This is a genomic window from Gracilibacillus salinarum (genome assembly GCF_022919575.1).
GTDB classification, from domain to species: Bacteria; Bacillota; Bacilli; order Bacillales; family Amphibacillaceae; genus Gracilibacillus; species Gracilibacillus salinarum.
In genome coordinates this window covers 2,274,359-2,297,076 of sequence record NZ_CP095071.1, presented here as the reverse complement: position 1 = coordinate 2,297,076, position 22,718 = coordinate 2,274,359, and the positions used below count along the sequence as shown (strand labels likewise).

Sequence of the window (22,718 nt, the reverse complement as noted above, 5' to 3'; positions counted from 1 at the left end):
TAACATGCCAACTCGTTTATTTTTGGCAGGGGATTCTACGATGGCGGAAGCGGAGGATTTTAAATATCCACAGATGGGCTGGGGGCAGACGCTTCAACAATACTTTACGGAGGATCTAATTGTGAAAAATCATGCCTCATCCGGCCGCAGTACGAAGTCTTTTATAGATGAGGGACGTTGGGATGCTATCGAAAGAGAGTTCCAGGCTGGTGACTATGTCTTGATTCAGTTTGGTCACAATGATCAGAAGCCGGATGAAGAACGAGCAACAAAACCGTTTACCACCTATCAGGATAACTTGCGATTTTTTGTTCAGCGTGCCCGTTCTTATCAGGTGACACCTATATTATTGACTTCGATTGCCAGAAGACATTTCGATGAGTCTGGTGGGCTTAAAGCGACACACGGGGATTATCCAGAAGCGATGCGGGAACTAGCCGTTGCCGAGCAGGCAGATTGTATCGATATGCTGCTGCGAACTCGTGAAGCTCTGCAGCAGATGGGGGATGCAGATTCCAAACAATGGTTTATGCAATTAGCGCCAGGTGAGTATGACGCATATCCGAATGGTGAACAAGATGATACGCATTTGCACGAAAGGGGCGCACATCAGCATTGTCAGCTGTTTGCTCAGGAAATCCTACGCTTGGAACATCCCCTTGCCACTTATGTGCAGCAGCATGCGATAAAGGGATAAGTTCTGTTTACAGGTAGTAGAAGGCGGCCAGGATTTTTACTTATACAAGCATACTTTTTCTATAAAGAGAAGAAACTAACGATAATCGTTAACGTTTCTTCTCTTTATTTTTGTGAAATTATTTAGCTTGAAACTTTTAGTGTAGAGAATTCTTATAAGTCATAAGATCCGTAAGATAATGTTTGCTGTTGCAAATGCATATAAGCTATTCGTTTTACTTTGCTGATAGCGTACTGTATAATCACCAAAGGAAGTTAAATCCGACTAACATACTGGGGGTTTGAACAACATGAAGAAATTTCATCTCGTACTTATATTGATGCTGTTTATTAGTATTCTTACAGCATGTGGTACTTCTTCTGATGAAGAGAATGCAAGTAGTGGACAAGAGGAAGAATCCTCTAATTTATATGAAGAAATTCAGGAAAAAGGCGTCATAACGGTAGGCACAGAGGGAACGTATCCACCCTTTTCATTCCATAATGATAAGGATGAACTAACGGGGTACGATGTCGAAGTAATGTGTGAAGTAGCTTCCCGTCTCGGGTTAGAAGTAGAGTTCAATGAAACACAATGGGATTCAATGTTTGCCGGCTTGAATGCAGAGCGTTTTGACGTTATTGCCAATCAAGTAGGGATCAATGATGAACGATTAGAAAAGTATAATTTTTCTGATCCATATACGTATACAGGAGCGGTGCTGGTTGTACCATCTTCAAATGAAGAAATCACTGCCTTTGAAGATTTAGAAGGCAAAAAGTCAGCCCAGTCCTTAACTAGTAATTTTAAAGAGATTGCAACAGAATATGGAGCAGAGGTTGTTGGTGTAGAGGGAATGGCACAGGCTGTTGAAAATATTAAATTAGGTCGTGTGGATGTAACGGTGAACGATAAATTAGCTGTCTTACAATATATGAATGAAACAAACAATGAAGATGTCAAGATTGCAGCGGAATTAGACGATGTATCTGAAACGGCGTTTACCTTCCGCAAAGGAAATGAAGAGCTTGTAAATGCATTTAATGACGAATTAGCGGAAATGAAAGAGGATGGAACATTAGCAGAAATTTCGAAAGAATGGTTTGGTGAAGATGTTTCTGTCAAATAATTTAATTATGACGGTGACAAGTGGTGCAGAAGCATGGGATTTAATTTCCCGTGCTTTTGGTCCTATGGTCGAAGGAGCAATTAAATATACCATTCCGCTAACACTTATTTCCTTTGCAATCGGACTTCTTATCGCTTTATTGACAGCTGTGATGCGCTTATCTTCCTTGAAAATTGTTAGGGCGCCGGCTGTTTTTTACGTTTCGGCTGTGAGAGGAACCCCGTTACTTGTTCAATTATTTATTGTGTTTTACGGGCTTCCTTCTATTGGTCTAACGATTGATCCATTGCCGAGCGCTGTCATTGCTTTTTCATTAAATGTTGGGGCATATGCATCTGAAATTATTCGGGCCTCCATTTCTTCAATTCCTAAAGGACAATGGGAAGCGGGCTATACGATCGGGATGGGGTATGGAACGACATTAAGAAGAATAATTCTTCCCCAGGCAACAAGAGTATCGATACCACCACTTTCCAATACATTTATTAGTCTAGTAAAAGATACATCTTTAGCATCGATGATCTTAGTAACAGAATTATTCCGTGAAGCGCAGGAAATCGCATCTTCTACGTATGAGTTTATGATCTTGTATGTGGAAGCAGCTGTTCTGTATTGGGTTATATGCTTCATTTTATCGCTCATACAAGAAGTGGTCGAACGCAGGCTGGAGCGATATATTGCTAAATAAGGGGGGATATGATGCTGTTATCGATCAAGCAACTACAGAAAAGTTTTGGTTCATTAGATGTATTGAAAGATATATCCATTGATATTAATAAAGGGAAAGTTGTAACCATTATGGGGCCATCAGGGTCAGGGAAAACAACATTACTTCGTTGCTTAAATGGTCTGGAGATTCCTGACCATGGCCACTATCAATTCGACGATGGTTTTTCACTTGATTTTAGTGGCAAGCGTAGTAAAAAAGACATGCTGACTTTAAGAAGGAAAGCTGGCATGGTTTTTCAATCTTATAATTTGTTCCCTCATAAGACAGCTTTAGAGAATGTTACAGAAGGACCAGTTGTTGTGCAAGGTAAGGATAAACAAACAGCAGAAAAAGAGGCCAAGCATTTATTAGATAAAGTCGGTCTGGCTGATAAAATTGACTTGTATCCATATCAGTTGTCAGGTGGCCAGCAACAGCGGGTAGGCATTGCGCGTGCGCTTGCTATTGAACCGGAGTTAATGCTGTTTGATGAGCCGACCTCTGCATTGGATCCTGAGTTAATTGGCGATGTATTAGGTGTTATTAAAGAGCTAGCCAATGAAGGATGGACGATGGTAGTGGTCACACATGAAGTTTCTTTCGCGAAAGAAGTTTCCGATCATGTCCTGTTTATGGATGATGGTTACATTGTTGAACAAGGTACACCACGAGATGTTTTGGAAAATCCGAAAGAGCCAAGAACGAAGCAATTCCTGCAACGGATTTTACCTCACGTCTAATCTATGCTATTAATAGAGTATTCAATATGCAATAGGAGATCGCGTAAAGAACTTTAAGGTGAGGCAGCAATTAGAAATTCCACGCGGTTTATTTTGTACATCTTCTAAGGTTAGAGGTGAATCGAATGAGCAAGCACCCACCAGATCAAGAACACATTGATGAGAATATGATGAAGGTAGAAGTCAATTTAGATGATACACCTGGTGAATGGCTTGGTTACGTAATGGATAAGCTGTTCGATGCTGGTGCAAATGACGTATACTACACACCAATTTATATGAAAAAAAACAGACCTGCTGTACAACTTCAGCTATTGTGCAGTGAAGATCGCTTTGCGGAAATGAAAGATATTGTGCTTGCTGAGACGACGACACTTGGCATTCGCTACTACCCTATCTCCGTCTACCGAATGGAACGACAGATTCGAGAAGTAGATACTAAATGGGGACCGGTCACCGTTAAAGAAGGTTTGTTAAGAGATCGGGTTGTGAAAGCAGCGCCCGAATATGAACACTGTAAGGCATTAGCAGAGCAGCACCATGTTCCATTAAAGGATGTTTATCATGAAGTGTGGAAGCAATTAAAATAAGGGGAGGAATCGATGATTCTCCCCTTATTTTTTTATGATTAGATGGGATCGCGAATAAAAAGTGAAAGTCGCGAATAAATCGGCGGAATCGCGAATAAAAGGTGAAAGTCGCGAATAAATCGGCAGAATCGCGAATAAAAGATGAAAGTCGCGAATAAATCGGCGGAATCGCGAATAAAAGGTGAAAGTCGCGAATAAATTGGCAAAATCAAGAATAAATCGATGAAGTTGCGATTATTGGCAATCAGTTGGGGCAAAACCCCCACTGATTAAAGGCTCACTTTATGATTGTGGTGCAGGTCCAGCACTTTTTCTTTCGGTAAGTGATGGCGTTAACTTTTTAATGAATTCATCGCTTCCTTCTGATTCAATGTGGTGAATGATGGTAGAGACAATTTCTTCTGCAAGTAAATCGACAGGTACACCTATACAGGTCATAGGAATTTCCATCGTTTCCATCTGTGGAATATTATCATAGCTGACGACGGACATATCATTAGGAATGCTTACACCTTTTTCATGCAGTGAACGGACGATCCCGCCGCTAATGTCATAGCTCCCGCCAATAATAGCAGTAGGCTGGTGAGGCAGTTGTATGATCTCCTCTACTGCTAAGTAACCGTCATACCAATCCAATCCGCTGGTATCGATACTCTGTTGCTTCAGGTTGCGTTTTTTTATCGCCTTTTGATAACCTTCAGCTTTCTCTCGTTGCAGAGCATCCTCGGTATCCAAATGCCCAACGTATGCAATATGATGGTGACCTAAATCTGCTAAGTATTGAACGGCTTGTTCCATTGCTTGCTCGTGGTTGGCATCAATAATCGGATACGCTACTTTCCTTTTTCCAGAAACACCATACGCGACAAGCGGAATTGTGTCTTCAGGTACCATTTGATGAGATTCGGCAAAAACGATCATGCCATCGACCTGAAATTTTTTAAACGTATCCAGAGAAGTTTCCGCCGAGTCTACAGAGAGAATCATCGAATATTTGGTTGCTTCAAAGGCTTTGCTGATGTTCGTCACAAGGGTAGCGAGCACAATCCGTTCAATGGTTGGCCAGATTAAACCGATTACTTCGGTTTTTTTACGAACGAGCTGTTTGGCAGCCAGGTTTGGTTCGTAGCCCATTTCTTTGGCAACTCTTAATATTTTTTGTTTGGTTACTTCTTTAACTAAAGGACTATTATTTAATGCCTTAGAAACAGTGGAATAGCTGACATTCGCTTCTTTGGCAATATCTTTAATTGTTACACCCATGATTGCTCTCCTTTTTCTTTCGGTAAATTTTGTGTTTATTGTTGTGTTCTATTTTTAAATAGTATATCATAAAAATAACAACGTTGTTATAAAAACAAGAAAATGTTTTGAAACCGTTAACAAAAAAGGAGAGGATATCGGTGGAACAAGTGAAAACTGTAGAATTAAAAAATGTAGTGGAAGCATTAGGTGCAGGTAAATTACCGGAATCATCTGATACGGTTCATGTTTATGATCAGTCTTTTGAGCAGGTGGATGGATCATCTGTCGTGATGGTGAAAACAGGAACGGAAAAGTTTCTAGTTGTAGCAGGTGATGGTGCTTTATTTGATTCCTTACAAGGGGACGAAGTAGAGAATGGGAAAGTATGTCCGCTCACACATGAAAATGGTAGAGTATTGAACGAATTTTTTGTTTACACAAAACCACAAGCATTTGGGACAGAAATTGCCACAATGGGACTTGGTGACCGACTTGGTGTTGCCTCTCCAGGACATATTGAAACCGTTAAAGGTCGGAAAGTTAAACCGATTTTGGCACAGCAAAGTGTGCGTGAATTAACATTATTAAATCGTACGATGACAGATATTCTCGATGCAGCAACTTTTGCTGTTTTTCAAGAAGGATATAAGGATGGTTTCGGCGCAGATGCCGATCATATTAAATTAGAACGAGACATTGAGTATGCACTTGGATTGGGCTTTTCCTTTTTGACACTGGATTGTTCCGAGCAAATTCGCAATGATATCGAAGGGGCAACAGCGGAAGCGATTGAGAAGGAATTCGCTGATTTACCAGTTGATCGCAAGGAATATTTCCAAAGTCATTATTTAAATAAATCATTCGATGTGCAAGGTGTAACAGTCGCATTTGACGAAGCCAGCCTTCACAAAAATGTGCTTGTTTACGGAGAAGCAATTGATTTCATGGAACATGTGTATAACGAATATATCCAAAAGGCAGACAAAGCAATCGACTTCGAGATCTCGATTGATGAAACAGAGACTGTAACTGCACCGGAGGCTCATTTCTTTGTTGCTGAAGAATTGCGCAGAAGAGGCGTTACCGTTCAAAGTCTGGCACCACGATTCTGTGGAGAATTCCAGAAAGGGATCGACTACATCGGTGATCTGGCGCAATTTGAAAAAGAATTGCATGAGCATGCAGAAATTGCAAAATATTTTGGTTACAAATTAAGTATTCACTCCGGAAGTGATAAATTCAGTGTATTCCCGATCATCGGTAAATATACAGAAGGCTTATTGCATATCAAAACAGCGGGTACAAACTGGCTAGAAGCGGTTCGCGTGATCGCACAGGTTAATCCTGATTTATACCGTAGTATGCATGTGTATGCGGAAGACCATTTTGAAGAAACATTGAAGTACTATCATGTTACACCGGACTTGACCAGTTATGCACCGTTAGATGATACGTCTGACCAAGACTTGCCGTTATATATGGATAATGATGCATCACGTCAATTATTCCATGTGACCTACGGGATTTTGTTAACGGCAAAAGACCAAGCAGGAGAAGATCTTTTCCGAACAGAATTCTTCGATACATTAATGAACAATGAAGATACCTATCGAAATGGCTTAGTCAAACATATCGGTCGTCACTTAGATTTATTAGGTTTATAAAAAAGATAGAAAGTAGGGATAGGATATGATAGAGAGTAAACAAAAGAAGGCATTTATGGATGAAAACTTTGTATTGCATAACGAAACAGCAGAAAAGCTGTATCATAACTATGCCAAGGACCTGCCAATCATCGATTATCACTGCCACCTAAGCCCGCAGGAAATCTATGAAAATACGCAGTTTGAAAACATTACAAAGGTTTGGCTGTACGGTGATCACTACAAATGGCGTGCGATGCGTGCCAACGGAATTGAAGAGAAATTTGTAACAGGTGATGCCAGTGATTATGATAAGTTTCTGGCATGGGCAAAAACTGTCCCGCAATTGATCGGGAATCCGCTCTATCACTGGACACACTTGGAATTAAAGCGTTATTTCGGAGTAGAAGAACCGTTAAATGAGAAGTCTGCTCCTGCAATTTGGGAACAAGTAAATGAGTTATTAAACAGTGGAGAATGGAATGTACGTGATTTTATTGTGAAGTCTGGTGTCGAAGTCGTGTGTACAACAGATGATCCGACTGACTCACTGGCATATCATGAAAAAATCAAAGCCGATCCAGATTTTGATGTAAAAGTATTGCCTAGTTACCGACCGGATAAAGGATTGGAAATCAATCGGGACGGATTTACCGATTGGGTTGGAAAACTAGCGGATGTATCAGGCGTATCCATTGATTCCTATGATGCTTTTCTGCAGGCATTGAAGCAGCGGATTGATTTCTTTCATTCTATCGGTGGACGCGTGTCTGACCATGCGTTAGATACGGTGATGTATGAAGAAGCAACGAAAGATGAAGTAGCAGCCATATTTGCTAAGGCGATCAAGGGTGAAAAAGTAACACTGGAAGAAGAGAAAAAATATAAGTCCCACACGCTTACCTTTTTAGGAACAGCCTATCACGCCAAAGGTTGGGCAATGCAATATCATATTAATGCCCATCGTAATAACAATGCTCGCATGTTTAATGAGCTTGGCCCTGATACAGGATATGATTCGATGAATGACAGCTTACTGGCACAGCCGTTAGTGAAATTATTGGATTCACTCGATCAGGCAGATGCCTTGCCGAAAACAATTCTTTATTCATTAAACCCGCGTGATAACGTCACGATTGCTACTATTATCGGTAGCTTCCAAGGTGGAGGCGTACCTGGTAAAATGCAATTCGGTACTGCATGGTGGTTTAACGACACAAGATTAGGCATGATCAATCAAATGGAAACATTAGCAGATATCGGGGTATTCAGCCGTTTCATCGGTATGCTGACCGACTCGCGGAGTTTCTTATCTTACACAAGACACGAGTATTTCCGCCGCATCATGTGTAATTTAATAGGAGAATGGGTGGAAAACGGAGAATATCCGAATGATGAAGAGACATTAGCCAACATCGTGCAAAACATTTCGTACTACAATGCGAAGGAATATTTCGATTTCTAAACGGGAGAGAGCACTCAGCTGTTTTAATATAGCTGGGTGCTTTTGTTGTGAGTAGGATGTGAAGGGAATGTCTGTAAGAATGGATCTGGTGGACAAAATATAGAGAATGAAGCAAAAGTTGTCCATAAAACTTCTTTACAAAACAAAATTACTATTATTTGGAATTATCTAATAAATAATCTGAAAATTATGGTAATATAAGAAGGAATAAAGGAGTACAGGAGGCGGAAGTATGTTGATTTTTACCGTAATTGCGTATTCTTCTCTGATCATTGCCATTGTCTCGGTATTATTTGCTATCAAGGGCAGGTATTTCTTTTATTGGATTTCGGCAATAGCCATTTATGTTTTTAGTTATATAGCGGGTTTTTCAATAGGACAACTGACTGTCGGTTTAACTTTTATACCTTTAACCTTGGCTGTCGGGCATTCCTTTGGCTGGATTAAAAACAACATTCATAGCTTTATGTTTCTTTGCTTAGGAATGATTGTTGGTGGTTTACTAGTTTTATACATTGATAATTATTGGTTGTTTTTTCCTTTTTGGATATTTAGTTAAATGGAGGTGAAAACAATGGAAAAAAGTTTAATAGAACAATTAAGAGAATTAGAGGAAAGTCATATTCAATTAGAAGTACGTCAAAGTCGTGAAAAACTAGACAGCATTCTTGCGGATGATTTTTTTGAGATTGGAAGTTCAGGTAGAATATTGGACAAAAAGGATTGTCTGGGAGGTGTAGTATTAACAGAAATGTCTCTCCATAATTATCAAATAAAATCATTAGCGGAAGGTGTTATTCTAGCTACATACTATATAGCCGATAAGACTCGAAACCGAAACACACTGCGAAGCTCTATATGGAAACACATTGATGGCAGGTGGCAGCTTTCTTTTCATCAGGGTACGATCACAGATTTGCAGGTAAGTGAGATCTTGAAATAAAGGGGGATTATATGAAGATAAGGCTTGCGGAAGCGAGAGACATAGAACAATTAATAAAAATGAGATGGGATTTTACCATTGAATTTGATGAAAATAAGAAAGAGGAGGCATACGATACTTTTGAAAAAGAATGCCAGACCTTTTTAGAGAATGCACTGAAGGATCTTAACTGGTTTATTTGGGTTGCAGAGGAAAATAATCAGGTCATCTCTCATATTTATATAAAATTAATAGAGAAGGTCCCGCGCCCTGGTAGAATAACATATCCCTTTGCCTATATGACAAATGTATATACAATTCCTGCGAATAGAAATAAAGGTGTAGGAAGTAGATTGTTAAGTGCCGTGAATGACTGGACAGAAGAAAATAATTATGAATTTGTAATTGTCTGGCCAAGTGATGATTCTATCAATTACTATAAGAAAAATGATTATGTCCCATGTAAAGAGCCGATGGAATATTTTCCTCTTCAAAAAAGTAGAGATACTTAAAGTAATAAGGAGTGTTAAAATGATACAGGAAAAGATTACAGCGTTCCTATTTAACCACAAAAAATATAAATTTGAAAAATTCGGATTGACACTTGTTTTTTGGTTCATTGCTTTGTTTTTGCTTTCGTTAATGAGTTTTTCTGAGATCTTTAAATTCTGGTTTGCACCTGTGTTAGCGACCTTATTTGTTTTGTCTATTGTAAAGATTTTATGGTATAACAAGACAAACAATATCAAGCCAACTGTTATAGACATGATAACGCCGTTTTTTTTGATTTTAGTCCTAATTGGCTGTTTCTATATCGATTAGAGAGGAGTGTTAAAATGGCAATAAAAGGACTCAATCATTTATTGTTTTCGGTTTCAGACCTGGAGCGTTCCATTTCATTTTACACCAACGTATTTGAAGCTAAGTTATTAGCAAAAGGCAGGACCACCGCCTATTTTGACTTGAACGGCATCTGGCTGGCACTCAATGTTGAAAAAGATGTTCCTCGTAACGAGATCAGACAATCCTATACTCATATTGCTTTTTCCATAGATGAGGGTGATATGAACGAAATGTATGAAAAACTATCTCGTTTAAATGTGAACATTCTATCAGGTCGTCAGCGGAATGAACGAGATAAACAGTCGATATATTTTACTGACCCGGATGGTCATAAGTTTGAGTTTCATACAGGGACATTACAAGATCGATTGGATTATTACAAAGAGGAGAAGTCACATATGAATTTCTTTACATAAATATTATCAACAATCTATTGAATAGAGCAGGGAAGGGAGAGGCATTGCCACAATGGAATCAACATTAATCATTCTAAGAGGAAACTCCGCCAGTGGAAAAACGACAACGGCTAAACATCTCCAGCAACATTTCGGTCGCGGAACGCTTTTGGTTTCTCAAGATATCGTTCGTCGTGAAATGCTGAAGGTCCATGATAGAGATGGGAACCTCTCGATAGATTTAATTCGCCAGATTGCGGAATATGGTAAAGGTAATTGTGAATGGGTTATTGTCGAGGGGATTTTGTATACACAACGTTACGGTGACATGCTGAAAGATTTAATTCAATTCTATCATCAACAAGTCTACACCTTTTATTTTGATTTACCATTTGAAGAAACCGTAAGACGTCACAATACCAGTTCCAAAAGAGATGAATTCGGTGAAGATGCATTACGGAATTGGTGGAAGCCGCAAGATTACCTTGGTGTCGACGGTGAAGTGATATTGACGGAGGGTATGTCGCAGGTTGATGTAATGGAAACTATCATAAATAAAGTGAAAGAACGAAAATAGGATACTTAGTTAGTATTGGGAAAGGTGATCTTATGACTCTCGCCGTTTTAAGCAGTATAGCTGTAACATTGATTATTTCATCTATTTGTTGTCTGTCAATCTACACGAGGAAAAAGAATAAATGGTTAAGTCTAATGATTGCTATAGCAGTAAATACTTTAATTCTCACTGCCACAGCAATTATTTTGTATAAAGTAGACAGATCGTATTTTCATAAGCATGCAAGTGGGGTGTTTGAAAGTTTAGGTATTCTTGCCTTTCCTTTTTTTATACCATTTGTAACGTCTATTAATCTCTTGATCCTCGAGTTATATAAAATAGTTCATATGAAAAGTATAAAGTGAAGCTATACTATCAATATGATCAGCACACTTTCAAAAATAGTGGAGCATATACATACACATACAGCTTCGATTCGAATAAAGGTTTGCAATACCGTCCTATTTTTAATAGCAGCCATCTGTCTGGCAACCTTCACATGGAAAGGTATAAAAAATAAAGAGGACAGGATTCCGCTTGTAAGTGAAATGAAAAAGTGAACGATCACTACACTGGAAGTAATCGTTGAAACAAAGTTACCCACTATAAAAACGGGAATACCTGCCCAGATAAAAAAGGTTAGTGTCATTAAAACGGCTGCCATCACAATCAACATAAAGTTGGATTTTAACGCATATTTGCTTTGAGTAAAATATAAATGCATCCTATCCCGCCTTAAAGAAACAATACCATATGCTCTGCATCATGATAAGTATTTCCATCTTTTAATGAGCGCTTCTCTGTTCCGCAAGTCTCAAATCCTAAAGACGTATATAACTGTTTCGCGATAGCATTGGTATCGACTACGGTTAAATAGATTTGCTCCAGTCCTTCTATACTTCTTGCTTTTTCCATTGCTTTAAGTAAAAGTGCCTTTCCTATTCCTTTTCCGCGCTGATCCGGTTTTACATACATCGCTACTAATTTCGAACGGTGACGTAACTTGAACAAAGGTTCCTTTACTAAAGTGATTACGCCAACTAGCTCGGTATTTTCAAATGCGCCAAAAGTAAAGGAAGCTTTTGGTGAGGCAAATCGTTTTTGGTATTTCTCAGCAGTATGCTTCTTTTCCTCCTCATAACTGGAAGCAAATCCGGCAGGGCTGTTTTGTAAACCTTCCAGTCTTATCTTTAAGTAGATTTCTGCATCTTTATATTGTAATTGCCTGACTTCCATATCATTTTCTCCTCATATGAATCACTATTTATCACGGCGCTAACCGTCCGTAATACCCCAACTGATTTAAGTCATACTTTATCTGTTTTTTTCTAAGAGCTGAATCATTTTTTTGTTTTGTTCCACCTGTAAATCACTAGTCTTTATAATTTGGTATAGCTATTTTAACAGAAAAAATACAGCTATTGGTATGCCGATTACTCTTAGCAAAACAATAAAGGCCTTAAAACGTCTTTCCTATTCCCTGATACATACTGATAATTCTTAACCGGTTACATACGTTATCCCCACGATTATAAGGATAACGAATAAGTTAGGAAGAGCTATAGCTAATAGATTCTTTATCCATCGATTTTTTTCGGTCCTTTTTTCTTTTGATTCTGTAAGAAAAATAGAATGCATTCTGTCCCCGCTAACTAATGCCCCTGAAAAAATGACTGCCAATAAGATTGGTACGATAAACGCAATGCCGGAGATGGTTAATACCAGCTCCAAATTACGAGAAAAAAGCCCAATGGTCACTGAAATGACAGCAACGCTAATTCCAATCCACCAGCTAAATTTAGTCATTTGCATAGCCACCTTTCAAATAAAAGCCAGATTCAAGTCATTTTATTTTAACATAAATATCCAGTCGATACGAGTGGAGATTAGGATTGGTAAGGGGATTAATGATATACTGTGACTATCATTTTATACGATGCCTGCCCATGCTGACTTGGAATACTTCTCACCAATAAAGTTTTGATTCATAGAAAGGTTGAACGTCATGTTCGAGCAATATAGTAAAAACATCGCAGCCATAGCGGTCGGTGCTGCTCTTGGTGCGTTAGGACGTTATGGTATAAATCTCTTCGTTGATTCGTCATTTCCACTTGGAACTGTAATAGAAAATTTAACAGGTAGCTTAGTATTAGGCTTTCTCACTGCTTTTTTTCTGGTGAAAATTCCAAAAGAATGGTTAAAAGCGGGGCTTGGCGTAGGACTTTGCGGCGGATTTACGACGATGTCAACATTCGCAGCAGATACCGTTATGCTCTTAACTGATTCATTGTTAAAAGCGACCCTTTATATTTGTATATCTTCATTCGGGGGAGTGCTGCTGGCATTAGGTGGGTATACCATCGGCAATCGGATAGCTGCCTCAATGGTGGAGGTGGAGAGCAAATGAATAGCTTATTACTTGCAACAGGTGCAGCTGTTGGAGCAGTCTTCAGATATATATTAGGACTTATTTTTATGAATAAATTCCCGTCACCACCTTTTCCAGTAGCCATGCTTACCGTAAATTTAATCGGTTCGTTTGGTCTGGGTGCATTCTACGGCATTGCTTATCACGGATTCCCGACTGATGCCTATCAAGATACGCTCTATTTGGCAGTCGGTCTCGGTTTCTTTGGTGCATTTACTACCTTTTCTACTTTTAGTATGGAGACCATTCAATTGTATCAAGCTAAGAAGTGGGGGAGTCTAACCACGTATGTCAGTCTCAGTATTATCGGTTCAGTCTTGCTGTTTAGTGCAGCATTATGGCTGTTTAATTAGGTGTCATCCTTAAAAAGGGGATAAACGAACCGAAAGTATAAGCGTGCTGTTCGTTTATCCCTGCTATCCTTTACACGGACAATATTTACGAGATTGAAGTTAATATAATTCCCAATCCATTAAAGATTCCATGAATAATAATGGCTGGAATAATAGAATTGGTTTTTTCATATGTCCATGCAAATATTAATCCTGAAATGAAATTTACGGGAAGTGTGTTATACGTCGGTATGTGAACAAGTGTGAAGATCAAAGAACTGAATAGTAAGCCAGCACCGACACCCCATTTCACCCTGAACCATTTATAAAGAAATCCACGGTAAAATATCTCCTCATAAACAGGTGAAATAATAGCGGCTGAAATGAACCCAATACTAAAGGTAAACCATGTTACATGCTGTTTTAAGGATGCTGTTTTACTATTATCAACCCCGATATTAAATGAATCCATTACTATTAAGACCAGTATACTAGCAACGATTAACACCAAACTCCAAACGATAATCCATTTCCAGTAGTGTTTGGAGAAGGAAGTCCATCCTACTTCACTCCAGTTCAGATTGTGTGGCATTAATGCAACAATGTATACCCCAGATGTAAACACAATTGCCATTATCAGTCCTGTCGCTGTACCTGCGTACAAATTGTTCTCAAATACTAAGTACAATAGATCGTTTACTACAATCTCAATGACAACCGGAACAAATGCTAAAGCCAATATTAATAAAATAATTAGTTCCTTATAGTTCCATTTCATCGACAAGTTTTCCTTCAATTTTAATTCCTCCATCTATTTATAAGTGTGATATATTTAGAATAAAGGGTGACGTAACGTAACCTGCAAGAGGTTAGGAGGAATTTTCATGCATTATTTTTTAACAGGAGAAGTAGCCAAAAGATTAAACGTCTCCGTAAGAACAATTCGTTATTATGATGAGATTGGCTTAGTTGTACCGACAAAGAAGGAGGAAAATGGAAAGCGTTTTTATACATCCGAAGATATATTGTTACTTGAAAAAGTTCTTCTTTTGAAATCTACTTCTATGCCTTTAAACGATATTGAAAAAATCATCAACAGGATGTCGACTGAAATGGTGTTAAGTGTTCATAAAGAGCAATTAGTACAAAATATCAGGCAGCTAAATGAATCATTAGATTACACCAACACACTGATAAATACGCTAAAACTTGAAGGAAATATTCAGTGGGAAAGTTTAATACCTTTACTTACGGAAGATCCTGCTTTAAATGAAGCCAGAAAGAATGATACGATGGAAGAATTATTTTCGAAAGAGGAACAAAAAACGTTAAATGAACAATTACCTAAAATGGAGTCAGATTCCAGTGAAATAACCAAATGGATTAACTTGATCAAACGAATAGAATTATGCTTGAAGGAAGGGAAATTACCTGATTCTGAAGAAGGTAAACTGATCGCTGAGGATACATTGATTCTGTCTAATGAAATGTTTAATGGTGATGTTGAATTAGAAAGGAAGTTTTGGGAAGCTCGTAAATCAAAGGATAACTCATCTGATTTAAATTTATATCCTGTCCAGGAAGCGGTTATAACTTTTATGGAAAACGCGATCGTTTGTCAGCAAAAAGACCAAATCAGTTCGTGATTTGGTCTTAAATGATCAATGACAGGATTTTATCCTTCTATTACCTTGACATGAAATTTACGCTGACGCGGACCGTCAAATTCACAGAAATAAATGCCTTGCCAGGTTCCTAACAATAAGTTGCCATTCGATATAATCATGGTTTGATTATGACCGACTGTACTAACCTTTAGATGGGCTGCTGTATTTCCTTCCATATGCAAATCCTTTGGGTGTTCCCATGGATAAACCTCACGCATCCTTCTTAGAAAATCTGTTTTTACATCAGGATCCGCATTTTCGTTAACAGTAATGCCTGCTGTTGTGTGCAACGATGACACGATCGCAATACCATCTTTTACGCCTTGTTCACGGAGATAGCTTGCTACTTCTGCTGTAATATCGATCATTTGGTCATGATGACTTGTTTTTAATTGAAATGTTTTTTCCACTGTGATCATCCTTTTTATAAAAATAGTCTCTTTCTATTCTACTAAAAATCAATTATATGTTAAAATTTTCTGTAAATAGACTAGAAAGGATGCGATAAGCATGGTAAAAGCAATACATACTGACAGAGCACCACAAGCAATTGGGCCATATTCACAAGCGATTGATGTGGGAGATTTGGTCTTTGTTTCGGGCCAAATCCCGCTAAATCCAGAAACGATGGAAGTAGTGGAAGGAGATATCGCTGCACAGACGGACCAAGTCATGAAAAATTTGGATGCAATATTAACGGAAGTGGGATTGACTTTCGCCAATGTAGCGAAGTTCACGATTTATATTACGAATATGGACGATTTTGCTACGATCAACGAAGCATATGCGAAGTTTCTGAAAGAGCCATATCCGGCAAGGGCGACAGTAGAAGTAAGCCAATTACCAAAAGGTGTCGGTGTGGAAATGGATGTCATCGCGAAAAAAGGATAACGAAGAAAAAGCAGAGGGGTTGATTTAGATGCAGCACCTCTGTTTTTTTATTTCAGGTGAGACTGTGAATCATTCCAAACGATGAAGTCATCAAGTATAGGAAAAACAAGGCTTTCCTCAATGCTTGGGAGCTGTTCCAATTTTTAATTGTGTAAAATTGATAGAAAATGACAAAAATTCTTCCCATAATTCGTAAAATCTATCATAATATATAAGGTAAGTATAAAGGTGTAAAGGAGTATTTTACATGAAAAAAATCACGTGGATGCTGGTTGTGCTGGCGATATTGGGACTAGTTGTTTCCCCTTTTGTGTCAGCAAGTGAAGGTGATGAAACGGTTATTGATGAGCGATATGGCAAACCGAAACTAGTACTTGGTGAGGCGTTGTCTGATGATCAAAAAAATAAGGTGCGCAATCTGTTAAGCGCGACAGATGCTGAGCAAGTAGACGAATACATTGTTACTGCAGAAGACCTGGTAAACTACATCGGTGGTGATCCAAGTTCAAATATGTATTCATCTGCCAAAATTACGCGTAAAGAAGATGGATACGGGGTAGTCGTTAATATTGTAAATCCAGATAGTATTACACAAGTAACGAAAGAAATGTACGCCAATGCGCTACTGACTGCAGGTGTGGAGAATGCATTAATTGAAGTAGCTTCCCCGGTGAAAGTTACAGGACATTCGGCATTAACGGGCATTTATAAGGCTTTTAATGTTGATGGAGAAACACTTGATCAAGATCGCATGGAAGTAGCGAATGATGAATTAGATGTTGCAACTGATCTAGCTGAGCAAGCAGGAATAGATCAAGAAAAAGTGAGTGAATTATTAACAGAAATTAAGAAACAAATTTCTGAACAAAATCCAGCTACAAAAGAAGAAGTTGAACAAATCGTCCAGGATCAATTAAATCAATTAAACATTGAGCTAAGTCCAGAAGATCGCCAAATGCTGACGGATTTATTTGAAAGAATGCGTAACTTGGATATTGACTTTGGACAAGTAAGGGATCAGCTCGATTCGATTGTATCCGATTTGCAAGGTAAGTTGGAGGAAGTAACAGGCGGTGATACAGAAGGCTTCTGGCAAGGCGTGAAAAACTTCTTCCAGAATATCGTTGATTCTATTAAAGGGTTGCTTGGATAATAAAATATATTTATCAGACCAAATCATTTGTTGATTTGGTCTTATTTATAAGCAAAGAAAGTATATACGTACAGTCGTAGAAGTAATCATGCTGAATAGGAAGATAGCTTCCTATAATATGGATTATGTCAACTAGCCATCGCTAGCCAAGCATCCATGTTGAGATATTTAGTGTGCTGGGATATCGCTTCGACCAACCACTCCGCGTCCTGCGGGGCACGGCTGAAGCTAACTTTGTGAAGAAGGGCGCTTCACAAAGTGGATCTTCAGCACCTGCTTGATCCCGCGGGAGTCTCCGTGGTTGGCCTACGCTAAAGTCTAGCTCTACAACTAATATCACTGCTAGTATATAAAGTGCTACGCTTTTGTGACTTACCTCATTGTTAGATGTACCATGTTTAGCGCTACTGCTTTTAGCTGTGCCAATCGTTGTAGCACTTCCCTAAAGCGTAGGAAATAGGCGGAGACTCCCGTGGAATCAGCGCGAGCTGAAGATCCACTTGGTCTGTGCCTGTGTCTGCCAGTATTGCTTCGAAGTAGGCTTCCTCGGTACAATGCAGCACAGATGCTTTTCAAGTATTAGCCTAGCTGAAGCCGTGCCCACAGGACGCGGAGCCTATTTCAGGAGCTTTGCAGCGCAGATAAAATGACCATTTTGCAATGAAGTCCCACTTTATAAGCCCCTGGTTTCACATTTTCTTTTTCCCGAACATTAATATTGGAATAAAAAAACAATTGACTTTATACATAAACCGATATATAGTTAACTACATAACTAACTAACCATTTAACATTCATGATGAAGGGGGTATAGTATGCGGGTTGCGTTAGATGATGAGAAACCGATTTTTCTTCAGATAAAAGAAATGATTGAAGACGAGATTGTTAATGGAACCTTACAGGAAGGGGAGCAGGTGCCATCGACCAATCAACTCGTCGCCCATTACAAAATAAATCCAGCAACAGTTTTAAAAGGATTTAACAAGCTGGTGGATGAAGGTGTGTTGTACAAACAAAGAGGCGTTGGAATGTTCGTGATGGAAGGTGCAGTTAAACAGTTGCGCGAAAAAAGAAAGCATCAATTTCGAGACAACTATGTATTAAATCTGCTGTATGAGGCAGAGAAACTGGATATTTCGGTTGAGGAAGTTAAAAAAATGATTAATGAAGCGAAAGGTAGGGATAATTGATGGTCGATCGCATAACAGCCAAACAAGTGACGGTGCAGTTGCAGGATAATACAGTGCTTGATAATATATCGTTTGATTTAGACGGAAAGAAAATTTATGGGTTGCTTGGGCGGAATGGAGCTGGAAAGACCACGCTGCTATCGGTTTTGGCTGCATTTAGAAAGGCGAGTGGCGGAGAAATGTTGGTGGATGGTGAACCTGTATTTGAAAATGCCGATCTTATGGAGCAGGTTATCTTCATTCGAGATGAGAAATGGGATGACGAAACAGACAAAGTGAAAGATTATCTTAAAGGTACAGCTCTCTTCAGACCTAACTTTGACAAGGATTATGCTAAGTATCTAATGAAACGATTTAAATTACCGGAATCTCAAACCATATCCAATCTTTCAAAAGGAATGCAATCAGCGTTGCAAGCTGTCATCGGCTTAGCGAGCAGAGCACCAGTCACCATTTTTGATGAAGTATATTTAGGAATGGATGCCCCTGCAAGAGAAATTTTTTATGAAGAAGTACTGCAAGATTTTATCGAACATCCTAGGATAATGATTTTATCCACTCATTTAATTTCAGAAATGGAGCAGCTTTTCGAAGAAGTAATAATACTGGATGATGGAGAAGTGTTGCTACACGAAGAAGCGGATGAACTGCGCAACAGAGGGGTTACTGTTACAGGACCGAAGGAACAGGTCATGCAATTTGCAGCAGAAAAACAAGTGTTGCATGAACAGGAACTTGGTAATACAAAATCTGTTTCTTTATATGGAAGTATGTCAGATGAAGAGATTGCAGAAGCTAAACGACTTCACCTTGATCTTCATACTATCACGTTACAACAATTATTTATTCATTTGACGAAGGAGGATGGCGAATGAAATCGAAAGCAAGTCTAGTTGGATTGGCCATGTATCAAACGATCGTCACGTGGATGTTATGGTACCTTGGTGTAGCGGTTGCCATCATGATTATAGCAGCAATTGTTGCGGCTCTTGGCGGAGATGTTCAGATTAACTTACCGGTTTTTGAAAAGCACAATACGGATTGGTCGATTGCCTATGCGATTGCTGACACATCAAGAATCTTCTTTCTTATTTGTGGCTTACTGTCTATGGGAGGCTTTATCAAGTATTTTGTGGGAAATGGGGTAACAAGGCTTGCCTATTTTAATGGAGTAATACAGTCAATGGTTGCTTTGGCTTTCACATTCTCTGTTATTATCATCATCCTTTCAGGGGTGGAGTATGGAATCGCCGCAATGACCGGATATAAGGAACCAGTAATAATGCCTGTTTCATTTTATCTTAAATTACTTGCGGATATATTGCTTTATTATATAGTGGGCTGGTTCATATCTGCCGGGTTTTATCAGGAGAAGTGGATGATTGGATTTGGTTGCATTGTATTGGCTCACCCGATCGTCATGGTTCAATCCAGTGTATGGGGTGAAAAAATTAAGCTGCCATTTTATGAACTATTACATTTGTCGGACGCATCTGCATGGTTAAGTTTACTAATAAGTGTCATTATGATTGCTGTCATTACTGGCATTATTCATACGATGACGACGAACGTCCGAATTAAGGTTTAACGAAACGAAATGCTGATCAAATGTGTAAGGGGAACAACAGTTTAACAAGGAATTAAAACGATAGCCGAACGTACACGAATATCCAAGGAAACATTCGTGTCGTTCGGCATCATTTTTTATACGATAGGAAAATGTGAAATTTTAGCAATGCAGACACACGAGATAGTGAAAAATATCTATACGATTTTTCTCCTGATAAAGCCGGAAATCTGATCAATGATCGTAACAGTAATAATGATCACAAGCAAAATCATCCCGACTTCTTCCCAGTTACGATTCATATAAGCGAAAGTGATTAATGTACCAATACCACCAGCACCTACAATACCAAGTACAGACGAAGCACGGACGTCTATTTCAAAACGGTAGATCGCATAGGACAAAAACTCCGGCAGTATTTGCGGCATAATGCCGTAAAAGAGAATTTGCAGTTTGTTTGCACCACTTGCTTCTAATGCTTCGATAACATGCATATCAATTGATTCAATCACTTCCGAGTATAACTTGCCGAGCATGCCTGTCGAGCCTATTGCAATTGCAAGGACCCCGGCAAATGGGTTTGGACCAACTGCGGCTACGAAAATAATTGCGAGAACAATTTCTGGGAATGCCCGGACCGCACCTAGTATCCACATGCCGATATTGTTGAGAACTTTATTTTTGACCATGTTAGATGCACATAAAAAGGCTAGTGGTACAGCAATAATTGCAGCGGCCAACGAACCGGTATAGGCAATGAAAATGGTCTCGATCATTTTTTCGATGATGCTTTCGGTTTCTGCGACGGCCGGCTGGAAAAAGCGCGGGATGATACGGTCAAAATTCTCTAATGTACGACTGCTGAAAATTTTATCCCAGCGAATGTTTATGCTCGAGATTGTCCAAATATAAATAAGTAAAATAATAATCAAAATACTTATTCTTTTGATTAATTTCCATTTGCTTTTAGGTGGTTGAGGAAGGGTATGCTGATCTGTCATTATACTAGTCCCTCCCTTAATTTAGCGCTAATCATGTCGATAATAACGACAACTGCAAAAACAATAATGATAATACTGCTGACAGCTGGATAGTTAAGGAAGTTCATTTCTTTATTCAACAGTTGCCCTATCCCTCCAGCACCAACATAACCTAGCACGAGTGAAGCACGGATATTTAGCTCAAATACATAAAGACTAAAAGAAATAAACTGTGGCAAAACCTGTGGCACGATTGCAAAACTAATAGTCTGTAAACTATTTCCTCCAGAAGCACGAATCGCTTCGGATGGATTCATATCAATTGCCTCAATAACTTCACTCATTAGTTTTACGAGAATTCCGATAGAGAAAATGATTAATGCCATAATACCTGAAAAAGCACCAATCCCAAACAGACCAACAAAAACAACAGCCAAAATAATGTCAGGAATAGTACGGATGAAATTCAGGATCAACCGCATCACTTGATATAATACATTATTTGTTGTCACATTGTTCGCTGTCAAAAGTGAGAACGGAATGCTGACAATAACTGCGACAGTCGAAGCGATAATAGCCATATGTATGGTCTCAAACAATTTTGGCCATATTTGAGTAACATATCCCCAATCAGGAGGAAAAAAGTCACTAATGAGCCCAAATACATTCGGTATTTTTACAAAAATATCAATAATAAACGATTCCGTCTTAATGGAACTGACTAGATAAAAGCCAACGACGACAATTAAGGCAACGGTCATGATCATTTTTGTTTTAAAAGGATAGATACCTTTTGGAATGTAGGTTGATGGCTTATTCATCCTCAACCCCTCCTCGGCGGTCTTCGTCACGGATGGAGCGACCGTAAATCTCTTCAAATGTCTTTTCGGTTACTTCACTGGCCGGTCCATCGAAGACCACTTCACCAGCCCGCATGCCAATAATCCGGTCGGCATATTCCATCGCCATATCAATAAAGTGTAAGTTAACAATCGTGGTAATCTTATCTTCACGATTAATTTGTTTTAAATACTTCATTACCTGGTGAGAAGTAGGTGGGTCCAGACTTGCCACAGGTTCGTCAGCAAGAATTAATTTTGGCTTTTGCGTTAATACGCGTGCAATACTGACGCGCTGCTGCTGACCTCCACTAAGTTCATCTGCACGATTATAAAGCTTCTCTTCAATATTGACTCGCTTTAAATTTTCGTAGGCGAGCAGTTTGTCTTCTTTTGAGAAGATATTTAGGATGCTTTTCAAAGTGCCAGTATAGCCTAAGCGACCAGAAATTACATTTTTCATTACGGTAGATCGTTTTACTAGGTTATAGCTTTGAAAGATCATTCCTATCTTGGTGCGAAGTTTTCTTAAGCCAGCACCTTTTAGTTGAAGAATATCTTCCTCTTCAACCAGTAGTGCTCCTGAGGTAGGAGAGACTAACCGATTTATACTTCGAATAAAGGTAGATTTGCCGGCGCCGGACAACCCAACAATCACGACAAATTCTCCTTCATTTATTTTCAAATTGATATGTTTTAATCCTTCTGTTCCGTTAGGGTATACGAGCGAGACATCTTGAAATTCTATCATGTTTGAA

The 22,718-nt window shown here is 38.9% G+C and carries 30 protein-coding genes; 21 read left to right on the top strand and 9 right to left on the bottom strand.

The features are described 5' to 3' along the window. Nucleotides 1–4 precede the first annotated feature (4 nt). From MUN87_RS10615 to larC2, 5 genes are all read left to right on the top strand, one after another. Nucleotides 5–697 (top strand): rhamnogalacturonan acetylesterase, encoded by a 693-nt coding sequence (locus MUN87_RS10615; protein ID WP_244747738.1) that lies wholly within the window; start codon nt 5–7, stop codon nt 695–697. A 289-nt stretch (nt 698–986) separates the two neighbouring features. After that, entirely contained in the window at nt 987–1,805 is an 819-nt protein-coding gene (locus MUN87_RS10610; RefSeq protein ID WP_244747737.1) for an amino acid ABC transporter substrate-binding protein, read from the top strand. Continuing rightward, nucleotides 1,789–2,493: an amino acid ABC transporter permease gene (locus MUN87_RS10605; protein WP_244747736.1), complete on the top strand. Its 705-nt coding sequence runs from the start codon at nt 1,789–1,791 to the stop codon at nt 2,491–2,493. Before MUN87_RS10610 ends, MUN87_RS10605 begins: the two co-directional genes overlap by 17 nt. Nucleotides 2,494–2,507: 14 nt before the next feature. Beyond that, entirely contained in the window at nt 2,508–3,254 is a 747-nt protein-coding gene (locus MUN87_RS10600) for an amino acid ABC transporter ATP-binding protein (protein ID WP_244747950.1), read from the top strand. 125 nt (nt 3,255–3,379) lie between these two features. After that, complete coding sequence (larC2, locus tag MUN87_RS10595; protein WP_244747735.1) at nt 3,380–3,844, top strand: nickel pincer cofactor biosynthesis protein LarC2; 465 nt, start codon at nt 3,380–3,382, stop codon at nt 3,842–3,844. Nucleotides 3,845–4,126: 282 nt separating this feature from the next. On the opposite strand, the gene MUN87_RS10590 is transcribed toward larC2, so the two are convergent. Next, on the bottom strand, nt 4,127–5,107 hold the full coding sequence (locus tag MUN87_RS10590) for a LacI family DNA-binding transcriptional regulator (protein WP_244747734.1): 981 nt from the start codon (nt 5,105–5,107) through the stop codon (nt 4,127–4,129). 140 nt (nt 5,108–5,247) lie between these two features. Between MUN87_RS10590 and MUN87_RS10585 the strand changes: the two genes are divergently transcribed. From MUN87_RS10585 to MUN87_RS10550, 8 genes are all read left to right on the top strand, one after another. Further along, nucleotides 5,248–6,753 carry a tagaturonate epimerase family protein gene (locus MUN87_RS10585; RefSeq protein ID WP_244747733.1) on the top strand — a complete coding sequence of 502 codons (1,506 nt, stop codon included), beginning with the start codon at nt 5,248–5,250 and terminating at the stop codon, nt 6,751–6,753. 25 nt (nt 6,754–6,778) lie between these two features. Continuing rightward, a complete protein-coding gene (gene uxaC / locus MUN87_RS10580) occupies nt 6,779–8,197 on the top strand; it encodes a glucuronate isomerase (protein WP_244747732.1) in 1,419 nt (472 codons plus the stop codon). Between the two features lie 232 nt (nt 8,198–8,429). Beyond that, entirely contained in the window at nt 8,430–8,756 is a 327-nt protein-coding gene (locus MUN87_RS10575; protein ID WP_244747731.1) for a hypothetical protein, read from the top strand. A gap of 15 nt (nt 8,757–8,771) precedes the next feature. Beyond that, nucleotides 8,772–9,140 (top strand): nuclear transport factor 2 family protein, encoded by a 369-nt coding sequence (locus MUN87_RS10570; RefSeq protein ID WP_244747730.1) that lies wholly within the window; start codon nt 8,772–8,774, stop codon nt 9,138–9,140. 11 nt (nt 9,141–9,151) lie between these two features. Next, entirely contained in the window at nt 9,152–9,631 is a 480-nt protein-coding gene (locus MUN87_RS10565; RefSeq protein ID WP_244747729.1) for a GNAT family N-acetyltransferase, read from the top strand. 19 nt (nt 9,632–9,650) lie between these two features. Further along, a complete protein-coding gene (locus MUN87_RS10560; protein ID WP_244747728.1) occupies nt 9,651–9,941 on the top strand; it encodes a hypothetical protein in 291 nt (96 codons plus the stop codon). Between the two features lie 14 nt (nt 9,942–9,955). Continuing rightward, nucleotides 9,956–10,378: a FosM family fosfomycin resistance protein gene (gene fosM / locus MUN87_RS10555; RefSeq protein WP_244747727.1), complete on the top strand. Its 423-nt coding sequence runs from the start codon at nt 9,956–9,958 to the stop codon at nt 10,376–10,378. A gap of 52 nt (nt 10,379–10,430) precedes the next feature. Continuing rightward, a complete protein-coding gene (locus MUN87_RS10550; protein WP_244747726.1) occupies nt 10,431–10,934 on the top strand; it encodes a kinase in 504 nt (167 codons plus the stop codon). Nucleotides 10,935–11,280: 346 nt separating this feature from the next. On the opposite strand, the gene MUN87_RS10545 is transcribed toward MUN87_RS10550, so the two are convergent. The 3 genes from MUN87_RS10545 to MUN87_RS10535 form a co-directional block, all read right to left on the bottom strand. Continuing rightward, nucleotides 11,281–11,637, bottom strand: coding sequence for a hypothetical protein (locus tag MUN87_RS10545; RefSeq protein ID WP_244747725.1), 357 nt, complete (start codon nt 11,635–11,637; stop codon nt 11,281–11,283). A gap of 11 nt (nt 11,638–11,648) precedes the next feature. Then, nucleotides 11,649–12,149, bottom strand: coding sequence for a GNAT family N-acetyltransferase (locus MUN87_RS10540; protein WP_244747724.1), 501 nt, complete (start codon nt 12,147–12,149; stop codon nt 11,649–11,651). Nucleotides 12,150–12,413: 264 nt separating this feature from the next. Continuing rightward, nucleotides 12,414–12,719, bottom strand: a complete 306-nt coding sequence (locus tag MUN87_RS10535) for a DUF5316 family protein (protein WP_244747723.1) — start codon at nt 12,717–12,719, stop codon at nt 12,414–12,416. A 199-nt stretch (nt 12,720–12,918) separates the two neighbouring features. Here MUN87_RS10535 and MUN87_RS10530 point away from each other — a divergent pair, with 199 nt between their 5' ends. Together MUN87_RS10530 and crcB are read left to right on the top strand one after the other, a co-directional pair. Next, a complete protein-coding gene (locus tag MUN87_RS10530; protein WP_244747722.1) occupies nt 12,919–13,320 on the top strand; it encodes a fluoride efflux transporter FluC in 402 nt (133 codons plus the stop codon). Beyond that, nucleotides 13,317–13,694, top strand: a complete 378-nt coding sequence (crcB, locus tag MUN87_RS10525; RefSeq protein WP_244747721.1) for a fluoride efflux transporter CrcB — start codon at nt 13,317–13,319, stop codon at nt 13,692–13,694. Before MUN87_RS10530 ends, crcB begins: the two co-directional genes overlap by 4 nt. A gap of 85 nt (nt 13,695–13,779) precedes the next feature. Here crcB and MUN87_RS10520 read toward each other — a convergent pair whose 3' ends face one another. Continuing rightward, the gene (locus tag MUN87_RS10520) at nt 13,780–14,469 is read right to left on the bottom strand and encodes a CPBP family intramembrane glutamic endopeptidase (protein WP_244747720.1); all 690 of its coding nucleotides are present in this window, start codon (nt 14,467–14,469) and stop codon (nt 13,780–13,782) included. A gap of 88 nt (nt 14,470–14,557) precedes the next feature. Between MUN87_RS10520 and MUN87_RS10515 the strand changes: the two genes are divergently transcribed. Continuing rightward, the gene (locus MUN87_RS10515) at nt 14,558–15,319 is read left to right on the top strand and encodes a MerR family transcriptional regulator (RefSeq protein WP_244747719.1); all 762 of its coding nucleotides are present in this window, start codon (nt 14,558–14,560) and stop codon (nt 15,317–15,319) included. A gap of 29 nt (nt 15,320–15,348) precedes the next feature. On the opposite strand, the gene MUN87_RS10510 is transcribed toward MUN87_RS10515, so the two are convergent. After that, entirely contained in the window at nt 15,349–15,750 is a 402-nt protein-coding gene (locus MUN87_RS10510; RefSeq protein ID WP_244747718.1) for a secondary thiamine-phosphate synthase enzyme YjbQ, read from the bottom strand. Between the two features lie 100 nt (nt 15,751–15,850). Here MUN87_RS10510 and MUN87_RS10505 point away from each other — a divergent pair, with 100 nt between their 5' ends. From MUN87_RS10505 to MUN87_RS10485, 5 genes are all read left to right on the top strand, one after another. After that, nucleotides 15,851–16,231, top strand: coding sequence for a RidA family protein (locus MUN87_RS10505; protein WP_244747717.1), 381 nt, complete (start codon nt 15,851–15,853; stop codon nt 16,229–16,231). A gap of 247 nt (nt 16,232–16,478) precedes the next feature. Further along, complete coding sequence (locus MUN87_RS10500; RefSeq protein ID WP_244747716.1) at nt 16,479–17,384, top strand: DUF1002 domain-containing protein; 906 nt, start codon at nt 16,479–16,481, stop codon at nt 17,382–17,384. Nucleotides 17,385–18,199: 815 nt separating this feature from the next. Further along, a complete protein-coding gene (locus MUN87_RS10495) occupies nt 18,200–18,574 on the top strand; it encodes a GntR family transcriptional regulator (RefSeq protein ID WP_244747715.1) in 375 nt (124 codons plus the stop codon). Continuing rightward, nucleotides 18,574–19,449: an ATP-binding cassette domain-containing protein gene (locus tag MUN87_RS10490; RefSeq protein WP_244747714.1), complete on the top strand. Its 876-nt coding sequence runs from the start codon at nt 18,574–18,576 to the stop codon at nt 19,447–19,449. The genes MUN87_RS10495 and MUN87_RS10490 overlap by 1 nt, the downstream gene beginning before the upstream one ends. After that, a complete protein-coding gene (locus MUN87_RS10485) occupies nt 19,446–20,162 on the top strand; it encodes a hypothetical protein (protein WP_244747713.1) in 717 nt (238 codons plus the stop codon). The genes MUN87_RS10490 and MUN87_RS10485 overlap by 4 nt, the downstream gene beginning before the upstream one ends. A gap of 176 nt (nt 20,163–20,338) precedes the next feature. Here the strand turns inward: MUN87_RS10485 and phnE (MUN87_RS10480) are convergent, their stop codons facing one another. From phnE (MUN87_RS10480) to phnC, 3 genes are read right to left on the bottom strand one after another with little or no spacing between them, the layout of a single operon-like run. After that, the gene (phnE, locus tag MUN87_RS10480; RefSeq protein ID WP_244747712.1) at nt 20,339–21,142 is read right to left on the bottom strand and encodes a phosphonate ABC transporter, permease protein PhnE; all 804 of its coding nucleotides are present in this window, start codon (nt 21,140–21,142) and stop codon (nt 20,339–20,341) included. After that, entirely contained in the window at nt 21,142–21,942 is an 801-nt protein-coding gene (gene phnE / locus MUN87_RS10475; protein ID WP_244747711.1) for a phosphonate ABC transporter, permease protein PhnE, read from the bottom strand. Before phnE (MUN87_RS10475) ends, phnE (MUN87_RS10480) begins: the two co-directional genes overlap by 1 nt. Continuing rightward, the gene (phnC, locus tag MUN87_RS10470; RefSeq protein WP_244747710.1) at nt 21,935–22,711 is read right to left on the bottom strand and encodes a phosphonate ABC transporter ATP-binding protein; all 777 of its coding nucleotides are present in this window, start codon (nt 22,709–22,711) and stop codon (nt 21,935–21,937) included. Before phnC ends, phnE (MUN87_RS10475) begins: the two co-directional genes overlap by 8 nt. Nucleotides 22,712–22,718 lie beyond the last annotated feature (7 nt).